Source organism: Sinorhizobium sp. B11, assembly GCA_039725955.1.
Taxonomy (GTDB): Bacteria; Pseudomonadota; Alphaproteobacteria; order Rhizobiales; family Rhizobiaceae; genus Rhizobium.
This window is the reverse complement of the sequence record CP091034.1, coordinates 1,233,437-1,259,044: the sequence shown is the minus strand read 5'-3', so window position 1 is coordinate 1,259,044 and position 25,608 is coordinate 1,233,437. Positions and strand designations below refer to the sequence as shown.

Genomic DNA, 25,608 nt, shown 5'->3' with positions numbered 1-25,608 from the left:
TCAGGATATTTCTCCTCAAGCGTTCCGCCGACTGTGGAGAAATCGAACAACGTGCACAGCGCCGCCGATTTGACGGCGAGCTGAAAGTAGTTGCCGCGCGGCACTTGATTTTATTCGGTCCGCCCTGCAAATCCGGGTTTTGGAAAAGACAGTACGGATGACGATGAACGAAGCTGCACGAAAGATTGCCGCCGTTGCTCCCGCAGAGCAGCACTATCGCGAAGCGCCGAACAACATCGAGGCCGAACAGGCGCTGCTCGGCGCCATCCTGATGAACAACGACGCCTATTACCGGGTGTCCGACTTCCTGAAGCCCACGCACCTCTATGAGCCGCTGCACCGGAAGATCTTCGAGGTCGCCGGCGACATCATCCGCATGGGCAAGATCGCCAACCCGGTGACGGTCAAGACCTTCCTGCCGGCCGACGAAAAGGTCGGCGACATCACCGTCTCGCAATATCTCGCCAGCCTCGTCACGGGTGCTGTGACGATCATCAATGCCGAGGACTACGGAAGAGCAATCTACGATCTGGCGATCCGCCGTGCGCTGATCACCATCGGCGAGGATGTCGTCAACATCGCCTATGACGCGCCGCTCGACATGCCGCCGCAGGCGCAGATCGAAGATACCGAGCGCCGCCTGTTCGAGCTTGCCGAAAACGGTCGTTATGACGGCGGCTTCCAGGCCTTCAACGATGCCGTGGCGCTCGCGATCGATATGGCGGCTGTCGCCAAGGAACGTGACGGCGGCCTCTCCGGCATTTCCACCGGCATCCACTCGCTCGATTCCAAGATGGGCGGGTTGCAGCGCTCGGACTTGATCGTGCTCGCCGGTCGTCCGGGTATGGGCAAGACCTCGCTTGCGACCAACATCGCCTATAACATCGCGGCCGCCTACGAAGGCGAAGTGCAGTCCGACGGCAGCATGAAGGCGAAGAATGGTGGCGTCGTCGGCTTCTATTCGCTCGAAATGTCGTCCGAACAGCTCGCCACCCGTATCATCTCCGAGCAGACGGAAGTCTCCTCCTCGAAGATCCGCCGCGGCGACATCAACGATGCCGATTTCGAAAAGCTCGTCGCCTGCTCGATGATGATGCAGAAAGTGCCGCTGTTCATCGACCAGACCGGTGGTATCTCGATCGCCCAGCTTTCGGCGCGTGCCCGCCGTCTCAAGCGCCAGCGCGGTCTCGACGTGCTCGTCGTCGACTACGTGCAGCTGATGACCGGCTCCGGCAAGTCGAACGAGAACCGCGTGCAGGAAATCACCCAGATCACGACCGGTCTCAAGGCGCTCGGCAAGGAACTGAACGTGCCGATCATCGCGCTGTCGCAGCTCTCGCGTGCCGTCGAAAGCCGCGAAGACAAGCGCCCGCAGCTTTCCGACCTTCGTGAATCCGGCTCGATCGAGCAGGACGCCGACGTCGTGCTCTTCGTGTTCCGCGAGGAATATTACGTCAAGAACATGGAACCGCGCGATATCCACGACCCGAAATATCCGGAATGGGAAGCGCTGTTCGACAAGGTGAAGGGCACGGCCGATGTCATCATCGCCAAGCAACGTCACGGACCGACCGGCACGGTGAAGCTCGCCTTCCAGTCGGAATTCACGCGCTTCGCCGATCTCGCCGATCCGTCCTTTACCCAATACGAGGAACATTGACGCGGGTTTCGCGCGTCAATTCCTCAGGGCGCAAAACCGCCGCGCAATTTTGCTGATTTGCTTCAGAGCCCTGCAGCACGAAGAAGCGCTGCCGTTGCCACACCGACAACGACGCTTGCCAGCATTGGCAGGCGGCTCGCGGCGACTGCGGTCGCCACACAGGCCAGCGTCTCCGCCCAACCGGTCGCAAATGCGGTTGGGGCAATGACGGCCATCAGCACTGCCGGCGGAATGGCTTCGATTGCCGCTCTCCTGTTCTCGTTGATCTCGACGTAGCGGATCAATACGAGACCACTGATGCGGGTGAAGATCGTGGCGGCAGCCATGGCAAGGATGGCAAGCAGAGTGTTGGGATCGAGCGTCATGCCGCCTGCTCCCGCGCCCTGCCTCTCCAGAGAGCCATGGCCAGCCCCGCCAGCGCGCCGGCTGCGATGTACCAGACGCCTGGCACGAAATGATGGACGGCGACGGCCGCAATCCCGCTTGCCGCGAGAACGGCACCGGTTTCCCGCCCCTTCCAGAAGCCCATGACCAGCACGATGAAGACGGCCGGAAAGGCGAAGTCGAGACCGATGACGGCGGGATCGCCGAGAAAGGCGCCGAGCAGTGCACCTGCAAGCGACGAGCCGACCCAGGTCAGGTAGAAGGGCGTAACGATGCCGGCATACCAGGCGGGTGTGAGCCGTGTCGTCCCGGCGCGGAATTCCGCCATGGCCCAGAGCTCATCGGCGAGGAACAGCATGGCGATATAGCGTTTGATACCGGAGAAGCACTGCATCTTCGTGCCGATCGAGGCGCCCATCAGCACGTGGCGGATATTGACGAGCAGGGCCGCAAAGCCGACGCCGATCCAGCTCGCCGGATGCGCCCAGATATCCATCGCCACGAACTGCGAGCCGCCGGCAAAGACAAGCGCGCTCATCAGCGTCGTTTCCAGGGCCGAAAGCCCCTTGGTAGCCGAGACCGCGCCGAAGACGAGGCCGATCGGCAGTACAGCGACGATCAACGGGAAAATGGCACGCATTCCGCCCAGGAATTCGCGGACAGGATTTTTGCCGGCTGGCCCGGTCTGTTGCAACATTGGCAACCTCCACATCAAGATGGCGGAGAGCTAGCCGAGACAGTCGCGTGCTGTATTGAACGAAAGTGATCAACCGACTCGAAACTGGCCGGGGGTCACCCCGGTGCGGGATTTGAAATGGCGCGTGAAATGCGCCTGATCGGCAAAGCCGCATTGGACCGCGACATCGGCCGGCATGCGGCCTTCCCTCAGCAGGCGCCGGGCGACAAGGACACGCCGGTCGGTCAGGAAGGCGTGCGGGGTAATGTGATATTCCCTTCGGAAGGCGCGGATCAGATGGGCGCGGCTGAGGCCCGCCACCGTCGCCAGCTCCTCGAGGCCGACATCGCTGTCGAAATTCTCGATCAGGTAATCGCGAGCGCGGGCGACAGCGCTCCGCTCCTTGGTATCGACCGGCAAGACGATCGTGCTGCCATAACGCGCGAAGATCGCCGCCAGCACCGAGAACATGCTTTCATCGGATTCCAGCGCACCGGCGCCGCTTTCAAGCGTGCGGTGCGCGGTGTGGAAGGCTCTGGCAAACTGCGGATCGCGCGGCAGTGCCCTGGCAAAGGACGGCGTCGCGTTGAACGCCTTGCCGGAGACATCCTCCAGAATATCGATGAACAGTTTCGTATCCGGGTAGATCATACGGTAGCGATATCCCTCACCGCCCGGAGCGCCGTCGTGCACGACACCGGGATCGATCAGATAGAGGTCTCCTGGTCCGGTTTCTTCCCGCCTTCCGCTCAGTGTCGCGATCTGGCTGCCGCTTTCAATCGCGCCGATGCTGAATGTATCGTGGGCGTGCGGCGCGTATTCATGCGTGAGAAAACTGGCGCTCAGGCACTCCATGTCGCGAAAACGGCTATCCCGCCAGAAGCGGGCCGATTCCACCTTGGCAAGCGGCATGGCATCTGCCGCCTCTTTTTGCGATACGTTCTGCATCCGGCCAGACTAGCGCGCGCCGGGCCGTCCGTCTTGAACAAAAGTGATCGCATGTGGGAAAGGCTGCTATGTGACTGCGCGTGCTTTCTCTTTGCCACAATGGTCTCTAGAGTATTGGCAGCATTTTCCTTTTCCTTTCAGTGCGGCGATTCATGACAGATTTTTCCATCCCCTTCGAAGACGAGGACCTTTTCGCCTCCGCCGGCCTGCGGCTGACCGTCGATCTGACGGCGCTGGCCGACAATTGGCGGGATATGGCGCGCCGCTCCGGAAAGGCGCGCACGGCCGCCGTCGTCAAGGCGGATGCCTATGGAATGGGGATCGAGGATGCCGGCGAAGCGCTCTATCTTGCCGGCGCGCGGGATTTCTTCGTGGCGACCGTCGATGAAGGTGTGACGCTGCGCATGTTTGCGCCTGAGGCACGCATCTTCGTGCTGGCAGGCATATGGCCAGGCACCGAGCGGCGCTTCTTCGAAAACGATCTGGTGCCGATCATCTCCTCGGAAGAGCAGCTTGCATTCTGGATGGCGGTGCTTGCAGATTACGGCGACTATCCTTGCGCCCTGCATGTCGATACCGGGTTCAACCGTCTCGGACTGACGCTGGATGAAGCGCTCGCTCTTGCCGACGATGTATCGCGGCCGGCGAGTTTTGCGCCCGTTCTCGTCATGAGCCATCTTGCCTGCGGCGACGATCATTCCTCGGCAATGAACAGGCAGCAGCTTGAATCATTCCGCAAGGTTAGCGCCGCCTATGAAGGTATCGATTCAAGTCTTGCGGCGTCCGGCGGCATCCTGCTCGGCAGCGACTATCACTTCGATCTCACCCGGCCGGGCATTGCGCTCTATGGCGGGCAGGCCGTCAACGGCATGGCGAACACGATGCGTCCGGTGGCGACCGCCGAGGCGCGCATCATCCAGGTCCGTACCGTCAAGGCCGGTGAATCCGTCAGCTACGGGCAGACGCTGCAGCTGACGCGCGACAGCCGGCTCGCCGTTGCTGCGGCGGGTTATGCCGACGGCTACATGCGCAGCCAGTCGAGCGGCGGCGTGCCGTTGCGCCAGGCAGTGCCGCAGGGCGGACAGGGCTTCATTGCCGGTCACAAGGTACCTGTCGCCGGCCGCATCACCATGGATCAGACGATCTTCGACGTGACCGACCTCCCGGAAAATGCGGTTCGCGCCGGCGACTATATCGAGCTCTTCGGCAAGAACATGCTCGTGGACGACGCGGCCAAGGCTGCCGGTACGATCGGTTACGAGATGCTGACCAGCATCGGCCTGCGCCACGAGCGCAAGTACGAGATGGACGAGGAATAGTCCTTAGCGTGTTGTGAGCGCGAGGCGCACGCCGAGCGCCACGAACAGCGCACCAAGGCCGCGATCCAGCCACAGGCCTATCCTGGCATTGCGCTTGAAGAGATCAGCAAGCCGCCCTCCCGCAAGGATCAGCGGCGGCTCGATGAAAAAGGCGACCACAATGATCAGGCCGCCGTGAACGGCAAGTTGCAGCCATGCCGGGCCTGCGCCCTCCACGACGAATTGGGGCAGGAAAGCGAGGAAGAAGATCGCCACTTTCGGATTGAGCAGCGAGACCAGTACGCCCTGGCGATAGATGCGCCGCCAGCCGAGCGTCTCGCCCGCTGCACGCACGAAGCCGCCCCCACCTTTCGAGCGCAGCGCCTGGATACCGAGCCAGACGAGATAGACCGCGCCCACCCATTTGACGGTGGAGAAGGCGATTGCCGAGGCGGCAAGGATCGCCGACAGGCCGAAAGCGGCAAGAAGCACGTGGATGCAGGCGCCTGTCCAGATGCCGAAGACGGCAGAGAAGCCGGCGCGCGTGCCGCTCTTCATCGTATGGCCGAGGATGAAGGCCATGTCCGGACCGGGCGAGATGTTCAGAAGGACCGCCGCAGTCAAAAAACCGATCCAGTGAGCGAGCGAATAATCGAGCATGGCCTATCCCTTGAGAGCCTGCCCATGCTGCCAGCCCGGCCGCTGATAGGAAAATCATTAGTTTTGATCGGTGCAGGAAGCCATTATCTAGGGCGAAACCGATTCGGCCGCCCAGGCGGCTCTACGTGAAAGCAGTCATTGATGGCCAAGGCCAGAACACAATTCATATGCCAGAGCTGCGGTGCGGTGCATAACCGCTGGGCCGGCAAATGCGACAATTGCGGCGAGTGGAACACCATCGTCGAGGAAGACCCGATGGGCGGCATCGGCGGCGGACCGGCCAAGACGCCGAAGAAGGGCCGACCGGTCGCGCTGACCGCCCTGTCCGGCGAGATCGAGGAAGCGCCGCGCATCCATACAGGCATCTCCGAGCTCGACCGCGTCACGGGCGGCGGCTTCGTGCGCGGTTCGGCCGTGCTCGTCGGCGGCGATCCCGGCATTGGCAAGTCGACGCTGCTCATGCAAGGGGCGGCCGCCCTTTCCCGGCGCGGGCACAAGATCATCTACGTTTCGGGCGAAGAGGCGGTGGCGCAGGTGCGCCTGCGAGCCCAGCGGCTGAATGCGGCCGACACGGATGTGATGCTGGCGGCAGAGACCAATGTCGAGGATATTCTGGCAACACTTGCCGAGGGCAAACGCGCCGATCTCGTCATCATCGACTCCATCCAGACGCTCTGGAGCGAACTCGCCGAATCCGCGCCGGGTACGGTGACGCAGGTGCGCACCGGCGTGCAGTCGATGATCCGTTTTGCCAAGCAGACGGGCGCGGCCATGGTGCTCGTCGGCCATGTGACCAAGGACGGCCAGATCGCCGGCCCGCGCGTGGTCGAGCACATGGTCGATGCCGTGCTCTATTTCGAGGGTGACCGCGGCCATCACTATCGCATCCTGCGCACGGTCAAGAACCGCTTCGGGCCGACCGATGAAATCGGCGTCTTCGAAATGTCGGACAAGGGACTGCGCGAAGTCGCCAACCCCTCCGAACTCTTCCTCGGCGAGCGCAACGAGAAATCGCCGGGTGCCGCCGTCTTTGCCGGCATGGAAGGCACGCGGCCTGTTCTCGTCGAAGTGCAGGCGCTGGTGGCGCCGACATCGCTAGGCACGCCGCGGCGCGCGGTCGTCGGCTGGGACTCGGCTCGCCTGTCGATGATCCTTGCGGTTCTGGAGGCCCATTGCGGCGTTCGCCTCGGCCAGCATGACGTCTACCTCAACATCGCCGGCGGATTCCGCATCTCCGAGCCTGCCGCCGATCTTGCCGTCGCATCGGCACTTGTTTCCTCGCTGGCCGGTATTGCCCTTCCGGCCGATTGCGTCTATTTCGGCGAAGTCAGTCTGTCGGGCGCCGTCCGGCCGGTTGCGCAAACAGCCCAGCGCCTTAAAGAAGCCGAAAAGCTGGGTTTTTCGGCTGCTCTGCTGCCATCCGGTTCCGCCGAACTGCCCAAGAGCGGCGGCCGCTGGAGCGAGATCGAGAGCCTGCCGGATCTGGTCGCGCGCATAGCCGGCTCGAAAGGGGCGTTGCAGCGTGTGGAAGAAGACGTTTGATCCTTCATCACTGATAGCGGGGATGCTATAGGATCAGCCAAACAAGGCGCGACGCGGCCCGCAAGGCGGCAGTCTGGAGTGGAATTTACATGCCCATTACGATTTTCGACGGTATTGTCATCGGCGTCGTGCTTTTCTCCGCCGTATTGGCAATGGTCCGCGGCTTCTCGCGTGAGATCCTCTCGATCGCGAGCTGGGGCGGCTCTGCAGCCGCCGCCTACTATCTCTATCCGCATCTCGTGCCTTATGCGAAGAAATATACCGACGATGACCGTATCGCCATCGTCGGCTCGGCCGCCGTCGTCTTCCTGATCGCGCTGATCATCATCTCCTTCATCACCATGAAGATCGCCGATTTCATCATCGACAGCCGCATCGGCGCGCTTGACCGCACTTTGGGCTTCCTCTTCGGTGCTGCGCGCGGCATACTTCTGCTCGTCGTCGCCGTCGCCTTCTGGAACTGGCTGGTCGATGCCGATCACCGCCCAGCCTGGGTCAACAATGCCAAATCGAAGCCATTCCTTGATTCTCTCGTCGTTCGCCTGCAGGCGGTCCTGCCGGATGAATTCGCCCAGATGATCCAGAAGAGCATTACCGAGAAGCTTGGTGGCGCGCGCACGACGGAAGAAAATGCGCCGGCCAACGATCAGGCTCCGGCGGAAGACGCAGCACCCGCGCCTAACAATGGCGCACAGCAGCCATCTAATTGACGCAGTGTTCACGCGCTTGACCCGCGGCCTGGCAATTGCCATTTGAGCGGGATGTAAGACAAAAGGTCCGGCCGGGCATTCCGCTCCGCCGGGCCTCAACCGTTTCAGAGCCGGCGAGCGGGCTTTGAGGAAGTGTCGTTCAGCATGAACTTATCGGAAAGCTGCAAGATTTCCGGTATCATGCTACTGGACAAGCCGATCCATTCTTGTGAGAGCAGAGGCCCGCAGAAATGAACCAGTCCCATTCCTTCCCGATTGACGATCCGCTCGACGGAGACACGCTGCATGAGGAATGCGGCGTTTTCGGAATTCTGGGACATCCCGATGCGGCGGCGCTGACCGCGCTCGGCCTGCATGCGCTTCAGCATCGCGGGCAGGAGGCGGCCGGTATCGTCTCCTTCGACGGCAAGCGCTTCCATCAGGAACGCCATATGGGCCTCGTCGGCGACCACTATACCAATCCGATGACACTGGCCCGCCTGCCCGGCAGCATGTCGATCGGCCATACGCGCTACTCCACGACAGGCGAAGTGGCGATGCGCAATGTGCAGCCGCTCTTTGCCGAACTGGAAGAAGGCGGTATCGCCATTGCCCATAACGGCAATTTTACCAACGGCCTGACGCTGCGCCGGCAGATCATCGCCACCGGCGCCATCTGTCAGTCAACGTCGGATACCGAGGTCGTTCTCCACCTCATCGCCCGCTCCCGCCACACGTCCACGGCCGATCGCTTCATCGACGCCATCCGTCAGATGGAAGGCGGTTATTCGATGCTCGCAATGACGCGCACGAAGCTGATCGCCGCGCGCGACCCTACCGGCATCCGCCCGCTTGTGATGGGCGAACTCGATGGCAAGCCGATCTTCTGCTCGGAGACCTGCGCACTTGACATTATCGGTGCCAAGTTCATCCGCGACGTGGAGAATGGCGAAGTCGTCATCTGCGAAATCCAGCCCGACGGCTCGATAAGCATCGATGCCCGCAAGCCGAGCAAGCAGCAGCCGGAACGCCTCTGCCTGTTCGAATATGTCTATTTCGCACGTCCGGATTCGGTCGTCGGCGGGCGCAACGTCTATACGACGCGCAAGAACATGGGCATGAACCTTGCCAAGGAAGCCCATGTCGATGCCGACGTCATCGTGCCGGTTCCCGATGGCGGCACACCCGCGGCTCTCGGCTACGCACAGGCCAGCGGCATTCCCTTCGAATACGGTATCATCCGCAACCACTATGTGGGCCGCACCTTCATCGAGCCGACGCAGCAGATCCGCGCCTTCGGCGTGAAGCTGAAGCACTCCGCCAACCGGGCGATGATCGAAGGCAAGCGCGTGGTGCTGGTCGACGATTCCATCGTACGCGGCACGACTTCGCTGAAGATCGTGCAGATGATCCGCGAGGCGGGCGCCAAGGAAGTGCACATCCGCGTCGCCAGCCCGATGATCTTCTTCCCGGATTTTTACGGCATCGACACGCCCGACGCCGACAAGTTGCTCGCAAACCAGTATGCCGATGTCGAAGCCATGGCGAAATATATCGGTGCGGATTCGCTCGCCTTCCTGTCGATCAACGGCCTCTATCGCGCCGTCGGCGGCGAGGATCGCAACCCGGCCCGCCCGCAGTTCACCGACCATTATTTCACCGGTGACTATCCGACCCGGCTGCTCGACAAGAATGGCGAGTCCATGGGCAACAAGATTTCCGTGCTTGCCAGCAACGGCTGAGCCGCTTCCGCTTTGACTTTCCTATCAGGGGCGCTTATTGCGCCCCTTACCTTTTCAAGCACATCCGGGACCGAGGCAGATGAACATCAATCTCGAAGGCAAGATCGCGCTGGTCACAGGCGCATCGCGCGGCATCGGCTATTTCACCGCCCTCGAACTCGCCAAGGCCGGCGCGCATGTGATTGCCTGCGCCCGCACCGTCGGCGGCCTGGAAGAGCTTGATGATGCCATCAAGGCGGTGGGCGGCTCAGCGACGCTCGTTCCCTTCGATCTCGCCGATATGGAAGCAATCGATCGTCTCGGCGGCTCGATCTTCGAGCGCTGGGGCAAACTCGACATTCTCGTTGCCAATGCCGGCGTGCTCGGCGTCATCTCGCCGATCGGCCATATCGAGGCGAAGGTCTTCGAGAGGGTCATGAACATCAATGTGAATGCCACCTGGCGGCTGATCCGCTCGGTCGATCCGCTGCTGACGCGCTCGGATGCCGGCCGCGCCGTCATCATGTCGTCGGGCGCAGCTCACAAGTGTCGCCCTTTCTGGAGCGCCTATTCCGCCTCCAAGGCCGCCGTCGAGGCGCTTGCCCGCACCTGGGCCGGCGAGACGCAATCGACGCCGTTGCGCATCACCAGCGTCGATCCGGGCGCCACGCGCACCGCCATGCGCGCGCAGGCAGTACCGGGCGAAGACCCGATGAGCCTGCCGCACCCGTCCGAAGTGGCGAAGGCAATACTTCCGCTAGTTGGTCCGGGTGTAACGGAGACCGGCAAGCTGTTCATCGTGCGCGAGAACAAGCTGGTCGATTACCAGCTGCCGGGATGACCTTGCCGCAAGGACCCATCGTTTCAGGCGATCCTCTCGATCCGGCAGCGTTCTAGCAGTGGGTAGCTTTCGATAAAGGGCTTAAGGTGCGATAACATCGTCTCGAAATCCCTGCCGTAAATGTAGAGCGCTGTATCCCGTGGTCCCTGCCAATTGCTGGCAACGACTCCGGCGCCGTCCAGAAGCCGTGAGAACTCGGCCACCACGTGATTGATATCGCATTCTTCATAGACAGAAGCCGGCAATTCCGCGCCGTTCACGTAAACCGCGAGGCCATGTTGCCGTCCAAAATCGATGCTCCGTCGCTGATCTGGAATCTGTAGGATCGATCCAGCCGGAGCCAACATCGATTCCAAAACTTCGGTCAAAAGCGTCAGTCTGGCATCCGTGGGATTATCGACCTCGATCTCGATGTCGCATTTCGCAACCTCACCACTTGCCGCCTGCAGCGTGCCACCGCCAACAACCCGCATACCGTGCTTTTTCTCTGACATAAAAGCATCAAAAGCATCCTCAAGCTCGCCCCGATCCATTGGTTGAAGGCGGGCATTGAGCGTGGCGACAACAATCGTGCTCTTGGAAACCTTCCTAAACAAGCCGAACATTCATAGCCTCTGAACAAGATCTTCGGTCCGAGGCACAACTGCCTGGTCGCGCCCTATGCACTCCCTCTTCTCTCAGAATTTTTGGGTCCCTGGCAATGGCATCTCAGGAAGTTCCGACCCTTGACCTTTTTCATCGCCCAAGCCATAACCTTCCGCATGAAAACGGTTACCTGCATTATTTGCCGGAAGATTATTCGCTAGCCCAAAGCTGGCCTGGCCGTTTTCGTCTCCCAAATGTCCAAGATGCGAAACGCCCCGGCCTGCCGGTGGTGGTGTTTTTCTGCATATGCATTTTAGGAGAGTGGAATGGGCGGCACGCCGGAACTGAAGCTGTACAATACGCTGACGCGGGAAAAATCGGTCTTTGCCCCGATCGATGCCGAAAACGTCCGCATGTATGTGTGCGGCCCGACGGTCTATGATTTCGCCCATATCGGTAATGCCCGGCCGGTCATCGTCTTCGACGTGCTGTTCCGCCTGCTGCGCCATGTCTATGGCGAAAGCCATGTCACCTATGCGCGCAACATCACCGATGTCGATGACAAGATCAACGCGAGGGCGCTGCGCGATTATCCGGGCCTGCCGCTCAATGCGGCGATCCGGGCGGTGACGGAGAAGACCGAGAAGCAGTTTCTCGACGATGCCTTGGCACTCGGCTCGCTCGAGCCGACTGTACAGCCGCGCGCGACCGACAATATCACCCAGATGATCGAGATCATCGAGCGGCTGATTGGGCGGGGTCATGCCTACCAAGCCTCAGGCGAAGTGCTGTTCGATACGAAGTCGATGGCCGATTACGGCCAGCTTTCGAAGCGCAATCTCGATGAGCAGCAGGCGGGCGCCCGCGTCGCCGTTGACGCGCACAAGAAGAGCCCCGGCGACTTCGTGCTCTGGAAACTGTCTGACGAAAACGAGCCCGGCTGGGAGAGCCCCTGGGGCCGCGGCCGACCGGGCTGGCACATCGAGTGCTCGGCCATGAGCGGACGCTATCTCGGCGATGTCTTCGATATCCATGGCGGCGGGCTCGACCTGATCTTCCCGCACCATGAGAACGAGATCGCCCAGTCGCGTTGCGCCCATGGCACCAACGTGATGGCGAATGTCTGGATGCATAACGGCTTCCTGCAGGTCGAAGGCCGCAAGATGTCGAAATCCGAAGGCAATTTCGTCACCATCTACGAACTTCTGCACACAGAGACATTCGCCGGCCGGCAATGGCCGGGCGAAGTGCTGCGCCTTGCGATGCTGATGACGCATTACCGCGAACCGATCGATTTCTCCGTCAAGCGACTGGAGGAAGCCGAGCGGCTGCTCGCCAAATGGCCGGCCGCAGAACCCGGCAATGCCAAGCCGGACGAAACGGTGCTGAATGCGCTCGCCGACGACCTCAACACGGTCGCCGCCGTCCAGGCGCTGCATGCGCTTGCCCAATCCGGCGATCCCGCCGTCTTTGCAGCCAGTGCCGCCCTGCTCGGCGTGCTGCCGAAGAAGACGGAGATCGACGAGGCCGTGGCGGCGGAAATCGATACGCGCGTCAAGGCGCGGCTCGAGCTCTTGAAGGCGAAGAATTTCGCCGAGGCCGACAAGATCCGCGACACGCTTGCTGCCGAAGGCATCCAGCTCAAGGACGGCAAGGATCCGGAAACGGGTGAGCGGGTAACGACGTGGGAGGTGAAGAAATGAACACCTATACCGGCGGATGCCAATGTGGCGCGATCCGTTTCCGGGCGCGGGGCACGCCGCCGGATTCGTCGATCTGTCACTGCCGCATGTGCCAGAAGGCGTTCGGCGCCTACTACGCACCGCTGGTCTCCGTACGCGGAATGGAATTCGAATGGACCAGAGGCCAGCGCAAGACCTTCCGGTCCTCGAATTTCGTCAACCGCGGCTTCTGCGGCGATTGCGGCACGCCGCTGACCTATGAGGCGCCCGACGGCATGGCGGTTGCGGCCGGCGCGTTCGATGATCCGTCGTTGCTGCCGCCGACCATTCAGTGGGGAGTGGAAGGCAAGATCGGTTTCGTCGATCACCTGCACGAACTGCCGGCGGAACGAACCGAGGCAGATCTCGCTGCCGGTTCCTTCCTCCATCAGATCGTGTCCTATCAGCACCCCGACCGTGATACGCCGGTCTGGCCGCCGGAGGATCACGCGTGACGGCAAAGGCTGAACAGAGCGGTGGATGCCAATGCGGCGCGGTTCGTTACAGGGCAAACGGCGAGCTCGGCTATCCGCATGTCTGCCATTGCCGCATGTGCCAGAAGGCGGCCGGCAATTATTTCCTGCCGCTTGCAGGGGTGATGCGGGTCGATTTCGAGCTCACGCGTGGCGAGCCGAAATGGTTCCACTCCTCCGACCTCGTGCGGCGCGGCTTCTGCGGCGATTGCGGTACGCCGCTTTTCTACGACATTCCCGATGCCGACTTCATCAACATCACGCTCGGCTCGCTCGATGATCCGCAAGCTGTAAAGCCGGTCATGCAATCCAATCTCGACAGCAAAATGGTCTGGTTTCATGCGCTCGACGGCTTGCCCGTCGAACCGGAACCGGAAACAACCGATCGCGAGGACGGGATTGCGGCCAGCAATCATCAGCATCCCGACCACGATACATCCCAATGGCCTTCAGGAGCTCATCCATGACCGAGACGACGAGAACAGGCGGCTGCCAGTGCGGCGCCGTACGCTTCCGCATAACAGGCAAGCTCGGACGTCCGTCCATCTGCCATTGCCGCATGTGCCAGAAGCAGTTCGGCGGCTTCTTTTCCGCTCTGGTGACAGCGCCGGAAGAGGGCATGGAGTGGTCGCGCGGTGAACCGACCTATTTCCAGTCCTCGGTCAATATCGAGCGCGGCTTCTGCAGCGATTGCGGCACGCCGATGACCTATCGTCATCCGGGCGGGCTGGAGCTTGCGATCGGCACATTCGACGACCGCAGCGATCTCGCCCCGCAGATCCAGGTCAATTACGATGCCCGCCTGCCCTGGGTCGAGACGATCTTCGACGCGCCCGTACACAAGGATCCGGATTTTTACGCCCGGCAGGAGGCGATCATCTCCTTCCAGCATCCCGACCACGATACCGCTGTCTGGCCCGCAAAAGGCGTGAAGATATGACTGGAGCGATGCGCACACTCTATCCGGAAATCGAACCCTATGCTTCCGGCCATCTCGATGTCGGCGACGGCCATGTGATCTATTGGGAGCGCTGCGGCAAGCCGGGCGCCAAGCCGGCGGTCTTCCTGCATGGCGGTCCGGGCGGAGGCATTTCACCCGCCCATCGCCGTCTGTTCGATCCTGATCTTTATGACGTGCTGTTGTTCGACCAGCGCGGCTGCGGCAAGTCGACCCCACATGCAAGCCTCGAGGCCAACACGACCTGGCATCTCGTTGCCGATATCGAGCGGCTGCGCGAGATGGCGGGCATCGACAAATGGCAGGTCTTCGGCGGCTCCTGGGGCTCGACACTGGCGCTCGCCTATGCCGAGAAACATCCGGATCGCGTTTCCGAACTCGTCGTGCGCGGCATCTACACGCTGACGCGGGCCGAACTCGACTGGTACTATCAGTTCGGTGTCTCCGAGATGTTCCCGGACAAGTGGGAGCGCTTTATCGCTCCTATCCCGCCTGAAGAACGCCATGAGATGATGCTCGCCTATAACCGGCGCCTCACCGGTGCGGACCGGGCGGTGGCTCTGAAGGCGGCCCAGGCCTGGAGCATCTGGGAGGGCGAGACGATCACGCTGCTGCCGGAGAAATCGACCAGCGGCAAATTCGAGGAAGCCGAGTTCGCCTATGCCTTTGCGCGCATCGAAAACCATTTCTTCGTCCATGCCGGGTGGATGGATGAGGGCCAGCTGCTGCGCGATGCCTACAAGCTGAAGGATATCCCCGGCGTCATCGTCCACGGGCGTTACGACATGCCCTGCCCGGCCAAATATGCCTGGCTGCTGCACAAGGCATGGCCAAAGGCCGAGTTCCACCTGATCGAAGGGGCCGGGCATGCCTTTTCGGAACCCGGCATTCTCGACCAGCTGATCCGGGCAACGGACCGGTTCGCAGGCAAACAATAAGGCCGCAAGCGGCGACAGGAAACACCACTATGGCACGCGAAAGAATCTACCTCTTCGACACGACGCTTCGGGACGGGCAGCAGACGCCCGGCATCGACTTTTCGGTCGAGGACAAGATTGCGATTGCAAGCATGCTGGACGAGTTCGGGCTCGACTATGTCGAGGGCGGTTATCCCGGAGCCAACCCGACCGATACCGCCTTCTTCGCCGAAAAGCGTACGAGCCAGGCCTCCTTCGTCGCCTTCGGCATGACGAAGCGGCCGGGTGTTTCCGTCTCCAACGATCCGGGTATCGCCGGGCTCCTGCAGGCGCGTAGCGACGCGGTCTGTTTTGTCGCCAAGAGCTGGGATTATCACGTGCAGGTGGCGCTTGGCTGCACCAACGAGGAAAATCTCGAATCCATTGCCGAAAGCGTCAAGGCCGTCGTTGCCGCCGGCAAGGAGGCGATGGTCGACTGCGAGCATTTCTTCGATGGCTACAAGGCCAATCCGGAATATGCGCTCGCCTGTGCGAAGACCGCCTATGAGAACGGCGCGCGTTGGGTGGTGCTCTGCGACACCAATGGCGGCACGCAGCCGCCGGAAGTGCGCGCCATCGTCGAGGCGGTGATCGCCTTCGGCGTGCCGGGGCACTGTCTCGGTATCCATGCGCATAACGATACCGGCCAGGCCGTTGCCAATTCGCTTGCTGCCGTCGAGGCCGGTGTACGCCAGATCCAGGGCACGCTGAACGGCATTGGCGAACGCTGCGGCAATGCCAACCTGGTGACGCTGATCCCGACGCTGGCGCTGAAGAGCGCTTACAATACGCGTTTCGAAACCGCGATCGACGCCGAGCGGCTGACCAACCTCACCCGCCTGTCGCATGCCTTCGACGAGCTGCTCAACCGCTCGCCGGATCATCAGATGCCCTATGTCGGCGCGTCCGCCTTCGCGACGAAGGCCGGCATCCATGCCTCGGCGCTGCTGAAGGACCCGCGCACATACGAACACGTGCCGCCGGAAAGTGTCGGCAATTTCCGCAAGGTCATGGTCTCTGATCAGGGCGGCAAGGCGAATTTCATCAATGCGCTGAGGCGGCGCGGCATCGACGTCGCAAAGGACGATCCGAAGCTCGATCTCCTGATTTCGATCGTCAAGGAGCGCGAGGCTTCCGGCTATGCCTACGAGGGCGCCGATGCGAGCTTCGAGCTTCTGGCACGGCGCACCATGGGTACAATCCCGGATTTCTTCACGATCGAAGGCTTCCGGGTGATGATCGAACGGCGCTTCGATTCCCACGGGCGCATAAAGATCGTCTCCGAAGCCGTCGTGAAGATCGCCATCGATGGCCAGACGCTGATGTCGGTGGCGGAAGCAGAGGGCCCGGTCAACGCACTCGACCTCGCGCTGCGCAAGGATTTCGGCAAGTATCAGCATGAGATCGACGATCTGGTGCTCGCCGATTTCAAGGTGCGTATCCTCAATGGCGGCACCGAGGCCATTACCCGCGTTCTGATTGAATCGACCGATTCCAGCGGTGTGCGCTGGTGGACGGTCGGCGTTTCCGAAAACATCATCGACGCCTCGTTCCAGGCATTGATGGACTCGGTCATCTACAAGCTGATGAAGAACCGGCAACTTGCCGGCAAGATCGCTGCCGAGTGAGCTGGAGCATTCCAGCAAACTGGGCAGAGGTTGCGTCCGGAATAAAATGAAAACAAGGAGATAGAGCATTTCCGTCATTCGAACGAAAACGGCGATGCTCTACAGGAGGCCCCAGTCCTCCTCCGAATACCATTCGTCCTCCTGCTTCGGCATCTTCCAGCGCAGCCGTGTGACCTTCTCCATACCGCCATGCCGGAAGGTGGATTCCAGCGCCTTATAGGTCTCGATCGTCCCTGATGCGGCATGGCCCCAGACGAAGACGGTAGGGCTGAGGTAGCGGGCGCTGTATTCCGTGGCCGTGCGCCTGATCAGGAAGAAGCCGCCGCGGGCACTGCGCGGCCGCAGATTGTCGTTGCCGTCGCGGGAGGGAGCAGAGAGCGGAAAGATCAGCCGGCCGCCGACAGAGAGATTGCCGATCCAGGGATCGGCAGGCCGGTGGGTCGCGAAATTGACGTAGATCGCATCGGCAGACGATTTCGGCCATTCCAGGCCGTTGCCGCAGACAAGCTCGACATTGCCATAGGAGGCCAGATTGGCGCTCGCGCGAGCGGCAAGCTCCCTGTCGTACTCGATCGCCGTGACATGGCCGTCGCTGCCGACCAGATGCGACAGCATGGCGGTATAGTAACCGCCGCCGGCACCGATATGGCAGGCCGTTTCCCCCGGCTGCGGCGCAAGCCAGTGGAGACCGAGCGCATGCAGCGAGGGGCTGCCATTGTTGACCTGCCGTTCTTCCTGCAGCGCAATGAGGACATCCTGATAGAGGATGACGGGATCGGTTGACGGCATGTCCTGATAGCCAATTCCATTCGCCATGCGCCACGGCGGCGGGTCCAGGAAATCTTCTCTCGGCACTGTGGCAAAGATCTGCCTCAGCCGCTCGTCGTCAGCGACCCCCATCTTTGCCAGCATCTGGGCGGCATAGGCTTGCCGGCAGACCGCCAGGTCAGTTTCGTCCATGCTTGCCTCTCTTCGCGGCCCTGCAGGTGCTGTTCCATTCAATGAAATGAATTGGCCTATTCACGCCGCTTAAGCTAATGCGGATCAGAAACAGAACAAAGATGGAAACACCCGATGTCTGCCGATGCAACCGCCCCCTTGATCAAGAACGAAGACAGTCCACGCGGCTTTGCCTTCGCGCTGACGGCCTATCTTCTTTGGGGCTTTCTGCCGATCTACATGAAGGCGGTCGCGCATATTTCGCCTGCCGAAGTCATTGCCCATCGTATCGTGTGGTCGCTGCCGCTTGCCGGTATCGTGCTTCTGGTGCTCGGACGCACGCAGGATATCAAGGTCGCGCTGCGCTCTCCACGCATGCTCGCCATGGCCATGATGACTGCGGCACTGATCACCGTGAACTGGGGCACCTATGTCTGGGCGATCGGCGCCGGCCATTCGCTCGATGCGGCCATGGGCTATTTCATCAATCCGCTCTTCAGCATCTTCCTCGGCGCCGTGCTCCTGAAAGAAAAACTGCAGCCGTTGCAGATTGCTGCGATCTGCCTTGCCGGCCTTGCGGTCGTCGTGCTCGCCTTCGACAGCGGCGGCATTCCCTGGGTGGCGCTGACGCTGGCGTTCAGCTGGGGCTTCTATGCCCTGTTTCGCAAGACGCTGCCGCTTGGGCCGAACCAGGGCTTCTTCCTGGAAGTGCTGATCCTCAGCCTGCCCGCCCTGCTCTACATCCTCTACCTGGAATTCGTCAGCGGCGAAGGGCACTTCTACCGCACCGGCTTTAGCGATACCGCCTTGCTGCTTGGCTGCGGACTGATCACCGCCGTACCGCTGATGATCTACGCCAATGGCGCCAAGCTGCTCCGGCTCTCGACCATCGGCATCATGCAGTATATCGCGCCGACGATGATCTTCCTCATCGCCGTCTTCGTCTTCCACGAAGAGATGGATACGGCGCGGATGATTGCCTTCCCGCTGATCTGGGCCGGCCTGTTCTTGTACAGCTGGTCGATGTTGACGACGACGCGCGGACGTTAGAGCCGCGCCCGTTTTCAGGCAATTCCGGCCACCGAAGCGTTGCGCAACGTGCGGCTGGAATTGCTTGAGAGACTACATTTTCGAAATCACGTCGTCCTCGCCGTCACGGTCGGCGGCAAGCTCTGCCGCCTGCGCCATGATGGCCGGGATGATGCCCGAGATCTCGTCGATGACCAGCGGCTGCACGCGATGGGCGGTGTGCAGGAAGCCCTCGCCCGTCATGTGGCGCAGAAGCTCCATCATCGGATCCCAGAAGCCGTTGATGTTGGCAAAGACCATCGGCTTTTCGTGACGGCCGAGCTGCGCCCAGGTCATGATCTCGACGATCTCTTCCAGCGTGCCGATCCCTCCCGGCAGCGCCACGAAGGCATCCGAGCGCTCGAACATCGTGTGTTTGCGCGCATGCATGTCAGGGGTTACAATAAGCTCGTTGAGCTGGCCCAGGGAATGGCGAGTCGCCTCCATGTCGATCAGGAACTCGGGAATGATGCCCGTCACCTGACCACCGTTGGATAGGGTCCCGCTGGCCACAGCACCCATGATGCCCTTTGTGCCGCCGCCGTAGATCAGGCGAAGGCCATATTCCGCGATCTCTTTTCCGAGCGCGCGGCCGGCAGCCATATGGGAAGGATCGCGTCCCGGCCGAGAGCCGCAGTAAACGCAAATGGATCGAATCGATACAGATTGTTCGGTCATAAGGGAAAAACAACTATTCCATTTCAATGCAGTCAAGAAAATTGACTGAAAAGCGACGTCCGGAGCTTGCGTATTTGCTTTGAATGCTTGTGCAAAGCAACGGGAATCGCTAGCAATTTCTGAATACTACGGCAATTTGCCGCCTTTGGAGACGCAATGATGAAAAACCGTGCCGGCTTGCTGGCCCTCGCAGTGCTCGTAATCGCAATCATACTGATGGTGTTTTTCGTCATGCCCCGGCTCGGCTCTGATGTGGCGAAGGTCGGCGACGCGATCAACCAGGCCGGCACCGAGGTCAACAACACGGTTAACGAAGCGTCTAAGACTTCCCGCTCCACTGCCGCTGACGCCGCAGAGGCGGCCCAGAAGATCGGCAGTCTCACCGCCGATGCCGTGCGGTCTCTTTCCGGCCTGAAGGCGCTGTTTGCCGATGGCAAGGTGCCCGCTGCGGATGCGCTTGCAGGCGCAAAGACCGCGACCGTGAGCGCGCTGACCGCGATCGCAGATTTCGTGGCACCGGATGGCCTCGACACCACCACTGCGGGCCTCGTTTCCAGGGCGAAGGACGGTGCCGGCAAGGCGCGCGATATCATCCGAAATCTGCCCGAAAACGCCGCCGACGTGCTGGCTGCCCTTGCCCGGGCCGAAGCGGCGCTCACCGGTGCGCCAGAGCCAGCCGACCAGCCGGCTGCAGCCAATAGCCAGAGTGCTCCGGCAGCGGATGCTGCTTCCAATACCGGCCCGAAAATCCCGGCTTTTGACGTGCTGCGGGTGGAGCCGGACGGTTCGACCGTCATTGCAGGCTCGGCCGAGCCGAATGGCAAGCTGGAGGTGCTCGATGGCGACAAGGTGGTCGTGACGACCGATGTCGACGGCACCGGCGATTTTGCCGCCGTTCTCGACAACCCGCTTCCGGCGGGCGACCACCAGCTGGTGCTGAAGGTAACCGGCAAGGACGGCAAGATCACGCTGTCCGAAGAAGTTGCGACCGTTTCCGTGCCGAAGGACGGCAGCGGCAGCGAGCTTCTCGCCATGGTTTCCAAGCCCGGCACGGCAAGCCGCATCATCACCGCGCCGAAGGCTGAGGTCGCCAGCGCCGCGCCGCCGGCTGTCAGTGATGCGTCTACGGGCAATCCGCCCACGGCCGACAACGCGCAGCCTGCCGCCAATGGCGCTCCGAGCAACCAGGTTGCGATGCAGACGCCGAATATGCCCGCAACATCCGGTGATGCGGGCAATACGGCACTTCCTGTTCCCGGTACTCAGCAGGGTACCGCTGCTGCCGATGTGATGATCACTGCCGTCGAGATCGAAGGCAACAAGATCTTCGTGGCCGGCACGGCGCGCGCCAATGCCAAGGTTATCGGTTACGCCGATGACGCGCTGATCGGGCAGGATACGGCGGAGCCGGATGGTCACTTCGTTATCAGCGGCGCGATGGACCTCCCGGTCGGCGATCACAAGATCCGTGTCGATGTCGTCGATGGCGCGGGCAAGGTCCTCATCCGCGCGACCGTCAATTTCAACCGTCCGGAGGGCGATCAGGTCACCGTTGCCGCGCAGTCCGGCAACAATGCCAATGTCAATCAGGCGACGGTGCCGCTCGACGAGGGCCAGCTCGGCAAGCTCAAGGGCGATGCGACCAAAGCCTTCGGCCTGCTGAAGGGCCTGTTCGCAGATGGCAAGGTGCCGGGAGTCGAGCAGCTTGCGGCAGCCCGCTCGGCCACCGAGTTCGCACTGCGCTCTCTCGTCGACTTCCATCCGGGCATCGATGCGACCGACGCCATCAAGCAGGCATCTTCCTCCGCCTCAAATGTTGCGGCGAATGCGCTGACAATGCTGCAGAGCTTGCCGAAGGATGCCAAGTCGGTCGGCGCGGCACTCGACAAGCTCGGCGCGATCATCGCCGAACTGACGGCTCCCGGTGCCAATGTCGCGCCGATGCCCTCAAACGAGGTATCGGACGCCAGCCAACCGAAGACGATCGAGCAGGCGCCGCTGACGGCAAACAACAACGCGGTCATCATCCGCCGTGGCGATACGCTCTGGCAGATCTCCCGGCGTACCTACGGCCTTGGCGTGCGCTATACGACGATCTACATCGCCAATGAGGACAAGATCCTCAATCCGGACCGCATCCGCCCTGGCCAGGTCTTCGGCCTCCCGAAGGATGCGCTTCCGAATGCCGAGGAGCTGCATCGCAAGCGGCTCTCGGGCGGACATCTCTAAATCAAAAAAACGGCGGCCCATCGGCCGCCGTTTCCGTTAGGGCCGACGCGCAACACCTCCCCTATAAAATCCCTATCAATGTTGTAATCCGCCATCCGGTGGCATATCTCGCGGGGGCGGCGACAGGCCGCGGCGACAGCGGCCCGCCGGGCTGGAGACACGCATGGCAAACGGCAAGACAGTTTCAGACTCCAACCTGTTGGGAACGCTCTACAATCTTTGGCCCTACATGTGGCCGAAGGACAGGCCGGATCTGAGGATGCGGGTCGTCTGGGCTTCGGTCTACCTGCTCATCTCGAAATTCGTGCTGCTGCTGGTGCCCTATTTCTTCAAGTGGTCGACCGACGCGCTGAACGGCAGGATGGACCTTCAGGGCACGTTGCCGCCGCTTCTGATCGGCGCGACAGCCCTCGTCATCGCCTATAACCTGACGCGTCTCATCCAGCTCGGCCTCAACCAGCTCAGGGATTCGCTCTTTGCCAGCGTCGGTCAATATGCGGTGCGCCAGCTTGCCTACCGTACCTTCGTGCACATGCACGAGCTTTCCCTGCGCTTCCATCTGGAGCGCAAGACGGGCGGGCTTTCGCGCATCATCGAGCGCGGCACCAAGGGCATCGAAACGATCGTGCGTTTCACGATCCTGAATTCGATCCCGACGGTCATCGAATTCGTGCTGACAGCGGCAATCTTCTGGTGGGGCTACGGTTTCTCCTATCTCGCCGTTACCGCCTTTACCGTCTGGGCCTATATCTGGTTCACGATCCGCGCCTCCGACTGGCGTATCTCCATCCGCCGGACGATGAACGAGAGCGACACAGACGCCAATACCAAGGCGATCGACTCCCTCCTTAACTTCGAAACGGTCAAATATTTCGGCAACGAGGAGATGGAGGCCAAGCGCTTCGACAAGTCGATGGAGCGCTACGAAAAGGCTGCAACTGACGTGTGGACCTCGCTCGGCTGGCTGAACTTCGGCCAGGGCGTGATCTTCGGCATCGGCACGACGATCATGCTCGTCCTCTCGGCCTGGTCGGTCCAGCGTGGCGAGCACACGGTCGGCGATTTCGTCTTCATCAATTCCATGCTGCTGCAGCTTTCGGTGCCGCTGAACTTCATCGGCTTCGTCTACCGTGAAATCCGCCAGGGCTTGATCGATATCGAGCAGATGTTCGATCTTCTGGAGGTGAAGGCCGAGGTTCTGGACGCGCCCGGTGCGAAGGCGCTCGCCATCGGCCAGGGTGCCATCTCCTTCAAGGATGTGCATTTCTCCTATGATCCGGCCCGGCCGATCCTGAAAGGCATTTCCTTCGACGTGCCCGCCGGCAAGACGGTTGCCGTCGTCGGCCCTTCGGGCGCCGGCAAATCGACGCTGTCGCGCCTGCTCTATCGTTTCTACGATATCCAGAGCGGTTCCATTACCGTCGACGGGCAGGACATCCGCACCATCACGCAGAAGAGCCTGCGCTCCGTGATCGGCATGGTGCCGCAGGATACGGTTCTGTTCAACGACACCGTTGCCTACAACATCCGATACGGCCGCCCTTCGGCTGATGAAGCCGAGGTGAAGCAGGCGGCCGAAATCGCACAGATCGGTCATTTCATCGAGATGCTGCCCGAAGGGTTCGAAACCAAGGTCGGTGAGCGCGGGCTGAAACTTTCCGGTGGCGAGAAACAGCGCGTGGCAATTGCCCGCACCATCCTGAAGGCTCCGCCGATCCTCATCCTCGACGAGGCGACCTCGGCGCTCGACACGACGACGGAGCGGGAAATCCAGACGGCACTCGATGTCGTTTCCAAGAACCGCACGACGCTGGTCATCGCCCACCGCCTCTCCACCGTGATCGGCGCGGACGAGATCATCGTGCTGAAGAGCGGCGAGATCGCCGAGCGCGGCACGCATGCCGCCCTTCTCGAACAGAACGGCCTCTACGCGTCGATGTGGAACCGCCAGCGCGAGGCGACACAGGCCGAGGAGCATCTCAAGCAGGTTCGCGAGAGCGACGAGCTCGGCATCGTCAACCGGCTGGCGCCGGCAAGCTAGCTGCAGACAGGCGGAACTGTCTGTTTTATTGTTTAGAACCGATGCATCGAAGGCGGCCTGAGATCCGCGCCATTGCTCATCAGGTCGTTTTTCTGTAACCAGCGGATACGAAAAACGACAGGAGACCGGCATTCATGAGCTTGTTCGATACGGTTCGCAACACGATCGTACCGGTGCACAAGGAAGGGTATCCCTTCGTTGCCGCCTTTTTCGTCGCGTCGCTCGTATTGGGCTGGATCTTCAAGCCGCTCTTCTGGATCGGTCTGATCCTGACGCTCTGGTGCGCCTATTTCTTCCGTGACCCGGAGCGCGTCACGCCACAGGACGATGATCTCGTCATTTCGCCTGCCGACGGCAAGGTCTCCTCGATCCAGATGGTCACACCGCCCGCCGAGCTCAATCTCGGCAGTGAGCCGATGCTGCGGATCTCTGTCTTCATGAATGTTTTCAACTGCCATGTGAATCGCGCACCGATGCGCGGCCGCATCGTCAGCATCAATTATCGCCCCGGCACCTTCGTGAATGCCGAACTCGACAAGGCGAGCGAGGAGAACGAACGCAACGGCCTCGTCGTCGAGACCCGCCACGGCCAGATCGGTGTGGTGCAGATCGCCGGTCTCGTTGCGCGGCGCATCCTCTGCTTCTCGCATGTCAACGAACCGGTCGATGCCGGCGAACGTATCGGCCTCATTCGCTTCGGCTCGCGTCTCGACGTATTCCTGCCGGCGGGCGCCGCGCCGCGAGTCTCGCTTGGCCAAACGGCGGTCGCCGGTGAGACGGTCATTGCCGAATTCGCCTCGGCAAAGGGTCCGGTCATCAGCCGCCGCAGCTAATTTTCAGGAGAGCGCGATATGGAGCCACCCTTTCCGCCCTTCGAACCGAATGGCCCGAACGATGATTCGGCCCGCGGGCCGCGTCTGCGTGAGATTCCGATCCGGCTTGTCGTTCCGAACCTCATCACCATCCTTGCCATCTGCGCCGGCCTGACGGGCATCCGGCTTGCCTTTGAAGCTCGTTATGAGCTCGCTGTCGCCATGGTGCTGCTCGCAGCCTTCCTCGACGGCATAGACGGTCGTGTGGCGCGGCTGATGAAGGCCACGTCGAAATTCGGCGCGCAGATGGATTCGCTTGCCGACATCGTCAATTTCGGCGTCGCCCCTGCCCTCGTGGTCTATGTCTATGCGCTCGACCAGGCGCGCTCGCTCGGCTGGATCGCCGCGCTCATCTACACGATCGCCGCCGGCCTCAGGCTCGCGCGCTTCAACGTGATGTCGGAACGCGAGAATCGCGCGGCCTGGCAATCGGAATATTTCGTCGGCGTGCCGGCCCCTGCCGGCGCGATGCTGGTGCTTCTGCCCGTCTATCTCGGTTTTCTCGGCCTCACCGCCGACCGGACCTTCGCCTTCCTCTCCTCGGGCTACACGGTCCTCATCGCCTTCCTGCTCATCAGCCGCCTGCCGGTCTGGTCCGGCAAATCCGAGAGCCGGATGCGGCGCGATCTCGTGCTGCCAGCCATGCTCGGTGTCGTGATCTACGTCGCGATGCTGATGAGCTTCACCTGGGAAGTCATGGTCGTCACCGTCTGTGCCTACCTTGTTTCGCTGCCCTTCGGCGCGCGAAAATGGAAGCGCAAATATGGCACGCTGACCATCGAAGAGCCCGGTATCGGCGAGGACGACATCGGTCGCCATATCTGAGCATTCACTTTATTAAGTAAGTATTAACGAACGTAGGTTTCAGTTAAGCCTCGCGAATTATGGTCCGTGGTTACATTTCCTGATAAGCCGCGCCTCTCTTTTGTCGCTATTTCAGACAAAAGAGCATGATACATAAAATTCTAGGGAAACACGTAAGGAGAGTATCGTGACCTCGAAGAAGTCGGAACAGCAGCAGGCAGCCAAGCCGGATCTCGC

The 25,608-nt window shown here is 61.4% G+C and carries 24 protein-coding genes; 17 read left to right on the top strand and 7 right to left on the bottom strand.

Translation table 11 applies throughout. The annotated features are described in order from the left end of the window. The first annotated feature begins 163 nt into the window (after positions 1–163). Positions 164–1,660, top strand: a complete 1,497-nt coding sequence (locus tag LVY75_16030; GenBank protein XAZ25735.1) for a replicative DNA helicase — start codon at positions 164–166, stop codon at positions 1,658–1,660. Between the two features lie 62 nt (positions 1,661–1,722). On the opposite strand, the gene LVY75_16025 is transcribed toward LVY75_16030, so the two are convergent. The 3 genes from LVY75_16025 to LVY75_16015 form a co-directional block, all read right to left on the bottom strand. Next, positions 1,723–2,025: an AzlD domain-containing protein gene (locus tag LVY75_16025; protein XAZ24704.1), complete on the bottom strand. Its 303-nt coding sequence runs from the start codon at positions 2,023–2,025 to the stop codon at positions 1,723–1,725. Beyond that, positions 2,022–2,741: an AzlC family ABC transporter permease gene (locus tag LVY75_16020; GenBank protein XAZ24703.1), complete on the bottom strand. Its 720-nt coding sequence runs from the start codon at positions 2,739–2,741 to the stop codon at positions 2,022–2,024. Before LVY75_16020 ends, LVY75_16025 begins: the two co-directional genes overlap by 4 nt. A gap of 69 nt (positions 2,742–2,810) precedes the next feature. Further along, on the bottom strand, positions 2,811–3,632 hold the full coding sequence (locus tag LVY75_16015; protein XAZ24702.1) for an AraC family transcriptional regulator: 822 nt from the start codon (positions 3,630–3,632) through the stop codon (positions 2,811–2,813). A gap of 188 nt (positions 3,633–3,820) precedes the next feature. Here LVY75_16015 and alr point away from each other — a divergent pair, with 188 nt between their 5' ends. After that, positions 3,821–4,987, top strand: coding sequence for an alanine racemase (gene alr / locus LVY75_16010; GenBank protein ID XAZ24701.1), 1,167 nt, complete (start codon positions 3,821–3,823; stop codon positions 4,985–4,987). Positions 4,988–4,990: 3 nt separating this feature from the next. Here the strand turns inward: alr and LVY75_16005 are convergent, their stop codons facing one another. Next, entirely contained in the window at positions 4,991–5,626 is a 636-nt protein-coding gene (locus tag LVY75_16005) for a LysE family translocator (GenBank protein ID XAZ24700.1), read from the bottom strand. 141 nt (positions 5,627–5,767) lie between these two features. Here LVY75_16005 and radA point away from each other — a divergent pair, with 141 nt between their 5' ends. The 4 genes from radA to LVY75_15985 all read left to right on the top strand — a co-directional run bounded on the left by radA (position 5,768) and on the right by LVY75_15985 (position 10,419). Continuing rightward, a complete protein-coding gene (gene radA / locus LVY75_16000) occupies positions 5,768–7,168 on the top strand; it encodes a DNA repair protein RadA (GenBank protein ID XAZ24699.1) in 1,401 nt (466 codons plus the stop codon). Positions 7,169–7,257: 89 nt separating this feature from the next. Further along, on the top strand, positions 7,258–7,878 hold the full coding sequence (locus LVY75_15995; protein XAZ24698.1) for a CvpA family protein: 621 nt from the start codon (positions 7,258–7,260) through the stop codon (positions 7,876–7,878). Positions 7,879–8,108: 230 nt separating this feature from the next. Next, positions 8,109–9,599 (top strand): amidophosphoribosyltransferase, encoded by a 1,491-nt coding sequence (gene purF, locus LVY75_15990; protein ID XAZ24697.1) that lies wholly within the window; start codon positions 8,109–8,111, stop codon positions 9,597–9,599. A 79-nt stretch (positions 9,600–9,678) separates the two neighbouring features. Continuing rightward, positions 9,679–10,419: an SDR family NAD(P)-dependent oxidoreductase gene (locus LVY75_15985; GenBank protein ID XAZ24696.1), complete on the top strand. Its 741-nt coding sequence runs from the start codon at positions 9,679–9,681 to the stop codon at positions 10,417–10,419. 23 nt (positions 10,420–10,442) lie between these two features. On the opposite strand, the gene LVY75_15980 is transcribed toward LVY75_15985, so the two are convergent. Beyond that, entirely contained in the window at positions 10,443–11,024 is a 582-nt protein-coding gene (locus LVY75_15980) for a hypothetical protein (protein ID XAZ24695.1), read from the bottom strand. Between the two features lie 306 nt (positions 11,025–11,330). On the opposite strand from LVY75_15980, the gene cysS reads away from it, so the two are divergent. Genes cysS through cimA form a run of 6 tightly spaced genes read left to right on the top strand, consistent with a single transcriptional unit; the run spans position 11,331 to position 16,740 of the window. After that, positions 11,331–12,707, top strand: a complete 1,377-nt coding sequence (gene cysS, locus LVY75_15975) for a cysteine--tRNA ligase (GenBank protein XAZ24694.1) — start codon at positions 11,331–11,333, stop codon at positions 12,705–12,707. After that, positions 12,704–13,180, top strand: coding sequence for a GFA family protein (locus LVY75_15970; GenBank protein ID XAZ24693.1), 477 nt, complete (start codon positions 12,704–12,706; stop codon positions 13,178–13,180). Before cysS ends, LVY75_15970 begins: the two co-directional genes overlap by 4 nt. Next, the gene (locus tag LVY75_15965) at positions 13,177–13,665 is read left to right on the top strand and encodes a GFA family protein (protein ID XAZ24692.1); all 489 of its coding nucleotides are present in this window, start codon (positions 13,177–13,179) and stop codon (positions 13,663–13,665) included. Before LVY75_15970 ends, LVY75_15965 begins: the two co-directional genes overlap by 4 nt. After that, positions 13,662–14,138, top strand: coding sequence for a GFA family protein (locus tag LVY75_15960; GenBank protein XAZ24691.1), 477 nt, complete (start codon positions 13,662–13,664; stop codon positions 14,136–14,138). Before LVY75_15965 ends, LVY75_15960 begins: the two co-directional genes overlap by 4 nt. Beyond that, positions 14,135–15,094, top strand: coding sequence for a prolyl aminopeptidase (pip, locus tag LVY75_15955; protein XAZ24690.1), 960 nt, complete (start codon positions 14,135–14,137; stop codon positions 15,092–15,094). Before LVY75_15960 ends, pip begins: the two co-directional genes overlap by 4 nt. Before the next feature lie 29 nt (positions 15,095–15,123). After that, entirely contained in the window at positions 15,124–16,740 is a 1,617-nt protein-coding gene (cimA, locus tag LVY75_15950; protein ID XAZ24689.1) for a citramalate synthase, read from the top strand. Between the two features lie 99 nt (positions 16,741–16,839). Here cimA and LVY75_15945 read toward each other — a convergent pair whose 3' ends face one another. Next, on the bottom strand, positions 16,840–17,700 hold the full coding sequence (locus LVY75_15945; GenBank protein XAZ24688.1) for a methyltransferase domain-containing protein: 861 nt from the start codon (positions 17,698–17,700) through the stop codon (positions 16,840–16,842). Between the two features lie 114 nt (positions 17,701–17,814). On the opposite strand from LVY75_15945, the gene rarD reads away from it, so the two are divergent. Continuing rightward, entirely contained in the window at positions 17,815–18,729 is a 915-nt protein-coding gene (gene rarD / locus LVY75_15940) for an EamA family transporter RarD (protein XAZ24687.1), read from the top strand. A 72-nt stretch (positions 18,730–18,801) separates the two neighbouring features. Here the strand turns inward: rarD and LVY75_15935 are convergent, their stop codons facing one another. Continuing rightward, positions 18,802–19,425 (bottom strand): TIGR00730 family Rossman fold protein, encoded by a 624-nt coding sequence (locus LVY75_15935; protein ID XAZ24686.1) that lies wholly within the window; start codon positions 19,423–19,425, stop codon positions 18,802–18,804. A gap of 156 nt (positions 19,426–19,581) precedes the next feature. On the opposite strand from LVY75_15935, the gene LVY75_15930 reads away from it, so the two are divergent. From LVY75_15930 to pssA, 4 genes are all read left to right on the top strand, one after another. Beyond that, on the top strand, positions 19,582–21,654 hold the full coding sequence (locus LVY75_15930) for a LysM peptidoglycan-binding domain-containing protein (GenBank protein ID XAZ24685.1): 2,073 nt from the start codon (positions 19,582–19,584) through the stop codon (positions 21,652–21,654). Between the two features lie 163 nt (positions 21,655–21,817). After that, positions 21,818–23,695: an ABC transporter ATP-binding protein/permease gene (locus LVY75_15925; protein ID XAZ24684.1), complete on the top strand. Its 1,878-nt coding sequence runs from the start codon at positions 21,818–21,820 to the stop codon at positions 23,693–23,695. Between the two features lie 134 nt (positions 23,696–23,829). Then, positions 23,830–24,528, top strand: coding sequence for a phosphatidylserine decarboxylase (locus LVY75_15920; GenBank protein ID XAZ24683.1), 699 nt, complete (start codon positions 23,830–23,832; stop codon positions 24,526–24,528). 18 nt (positions 24,529–24,546) lie between these two features. After that, positions 24,547–25,392, top strand: coding sequence for a CDP-diacylglycerol--serine O-phosphatidyltransferase (gene pssA, locus LVY75_15915; GenBank protein ID XAZ24682.1), 846 nt, complete (start codon positions 24,547–24,549; stop codon positions 25,390–25,392). The last annotated feature ends 216 nt before the right edge of the window (positions 25,393–25,608 follow it).

Bases quoted from the DNA above. Each gene is read 5' to 3' on its own strand.
- LVY75_16030 (XAZ25735.1), top strand. From the start codon at position 164: ATGAACGAAGCTGCACGAAAGATTGCCGCCGTTGCTCCCGCAGAGCAG.
- LVY75_16025 (XAZ24704.1), bottom strand. From the start codon at position 2,025: ATGACGCTCGATCCCAACACTCTGCTTGCCATCCTTGCCATGGCTGCC.
- LVY75_16020 (XAZ24703.1), bottom strand. From the start codon at position 2,741: ATGTTGCAACAGACCGGGCCAGCCGGCAAAAATCCTGTCCGCGAATTC.
- LVY75_16015 (XAZ24702.1), bottom strand. From the start codon at position 3,632: ATGCCGCTTGCCAAGGTGGAATCGGCCCGCTTCTGGCGGGATAGCCGT.
- alr (XAZ24701.1), top strand. From the start codon at position 3,821: ATGACAGATTTTTCCATCCCCTTCGAAGACGAGGACCTTTTCGCCTCC.
- LVY75_16005 (XAZ24700.1), bottom strand. From the start codon at position 5,626: ATGCTCGATTATTCGCTCGCTCACTGGATCGGTTTTTTGACTGCGGCG.
- radA (XAZ24699.1), top strand. From the start codon at position 5,768: ATGGCCAAGGCCAGAACACAATTCATATGCCAGAGCTGCGGTGCGGTG.
- LVY75_15995 (XAZ24698.1), top strand. From the start codon at position 7,258: ATGCCCATTACGATTTTCGACGGTATTGTCATCGGCGTCGTGCTTTTC.
- purF (XAZ24697.1), top strand. From the start codon at position 8,109: ATGAACCAGTCCCATTCCTTCCCGATTGACGATCCGCTCGACGGAGAC.
- LVY75_15985 (XAZ24696.1), top strand. From the start codon at position 9,679: ATGAACATCAATCTCGAAGGCAAGATCGCGCTGGTCACAGGCGCATCG.
- LVY75_15980 (XAZ24695.1), bottom strand. From the start codon at position 11,024: ATGTTCGGCTTGTTTAGGAAGGTTTCCAAGAGCACGATTGTTGTCGCC.
- cysS (XAZ24694.1), top strand. From the start codon at position 11,331: ATGGGCGGCACGCCGGAACTGAAGCTGTACAATACGCTGACGCGGGAA.
- LVY75_15970 (XAZ24693.1), top strand. From the start codon at position 12,704: ATGAACACCTATACCGGCGGATGCCAATGTGGCGCGATCCGTTTCCGG.
- LVY75_15960 (XAZ24691.1), top strand. From the start codon at position 13,662: ATGACCGAGACGACGAGAACAGGCGGCTGCCAGTGCGGCGCCGTACGC.
- pip (XAZ24690.1), top strand. From the start codon at position 14,135: ATGACTGGAGCGATGCGCACACTCTATCCGGAAATCGAACCCTATGCT.
- cimA (XAZ24689.1), top strand. From the start codon at position 15,124: ATGGCACGCGAAAGAATCTACCTCTTCGACACGACGCTTCGGGACGGG.
- LVY75_15945 (XAZ24688.1), bottom strand. From the start codon at position 17,700: ATGGACGAAACTGACCTGGCGGTCTGCCGGCAAGCCTATGCCGCCCAG.
- rarD (XAZ24687.1), top strand. From the start codon at position 17,815: ATGTCTGCCGATGCAACCGCCCCCTTGATCAAGAACGAAGACAGTCCA.
- LVY75_15935 (XAZ24686.1), bottom strand. From the start codon at position 19,425: ATGACCGAACAATCTGTATCGATTCGATCCATTTGCGTTTACTGCGGC.
- LVY75_15930 (XAZ24685.1), top strand. From the start codon at position 19,582: ATGATGAAAAACCGTGCCGGCTTGCTGGCCCTCGCAGTGCTCGTAATC.
- LVY75_15925 (XAZ24684.1), top strand. From the start codon at position 21,818: ATGGCAAACGGCAAGACAGTTTCAGACTCCAACCTGTTGGGAACGCTC.
- LVY75_15920 (XAZ24683.1), top strand. From the start codon at position 23,830: ATGAGCTTGTTCGATACGGTTCGCAACACGATCGTACCGGTGCACAAG.
- pssA (XAZ24682.1), top strand. From the start codon at position 24,547: ATGGAGCCACCCTTTCCGCCCTTCGAACCGAATGGCCCGAACGATGAT.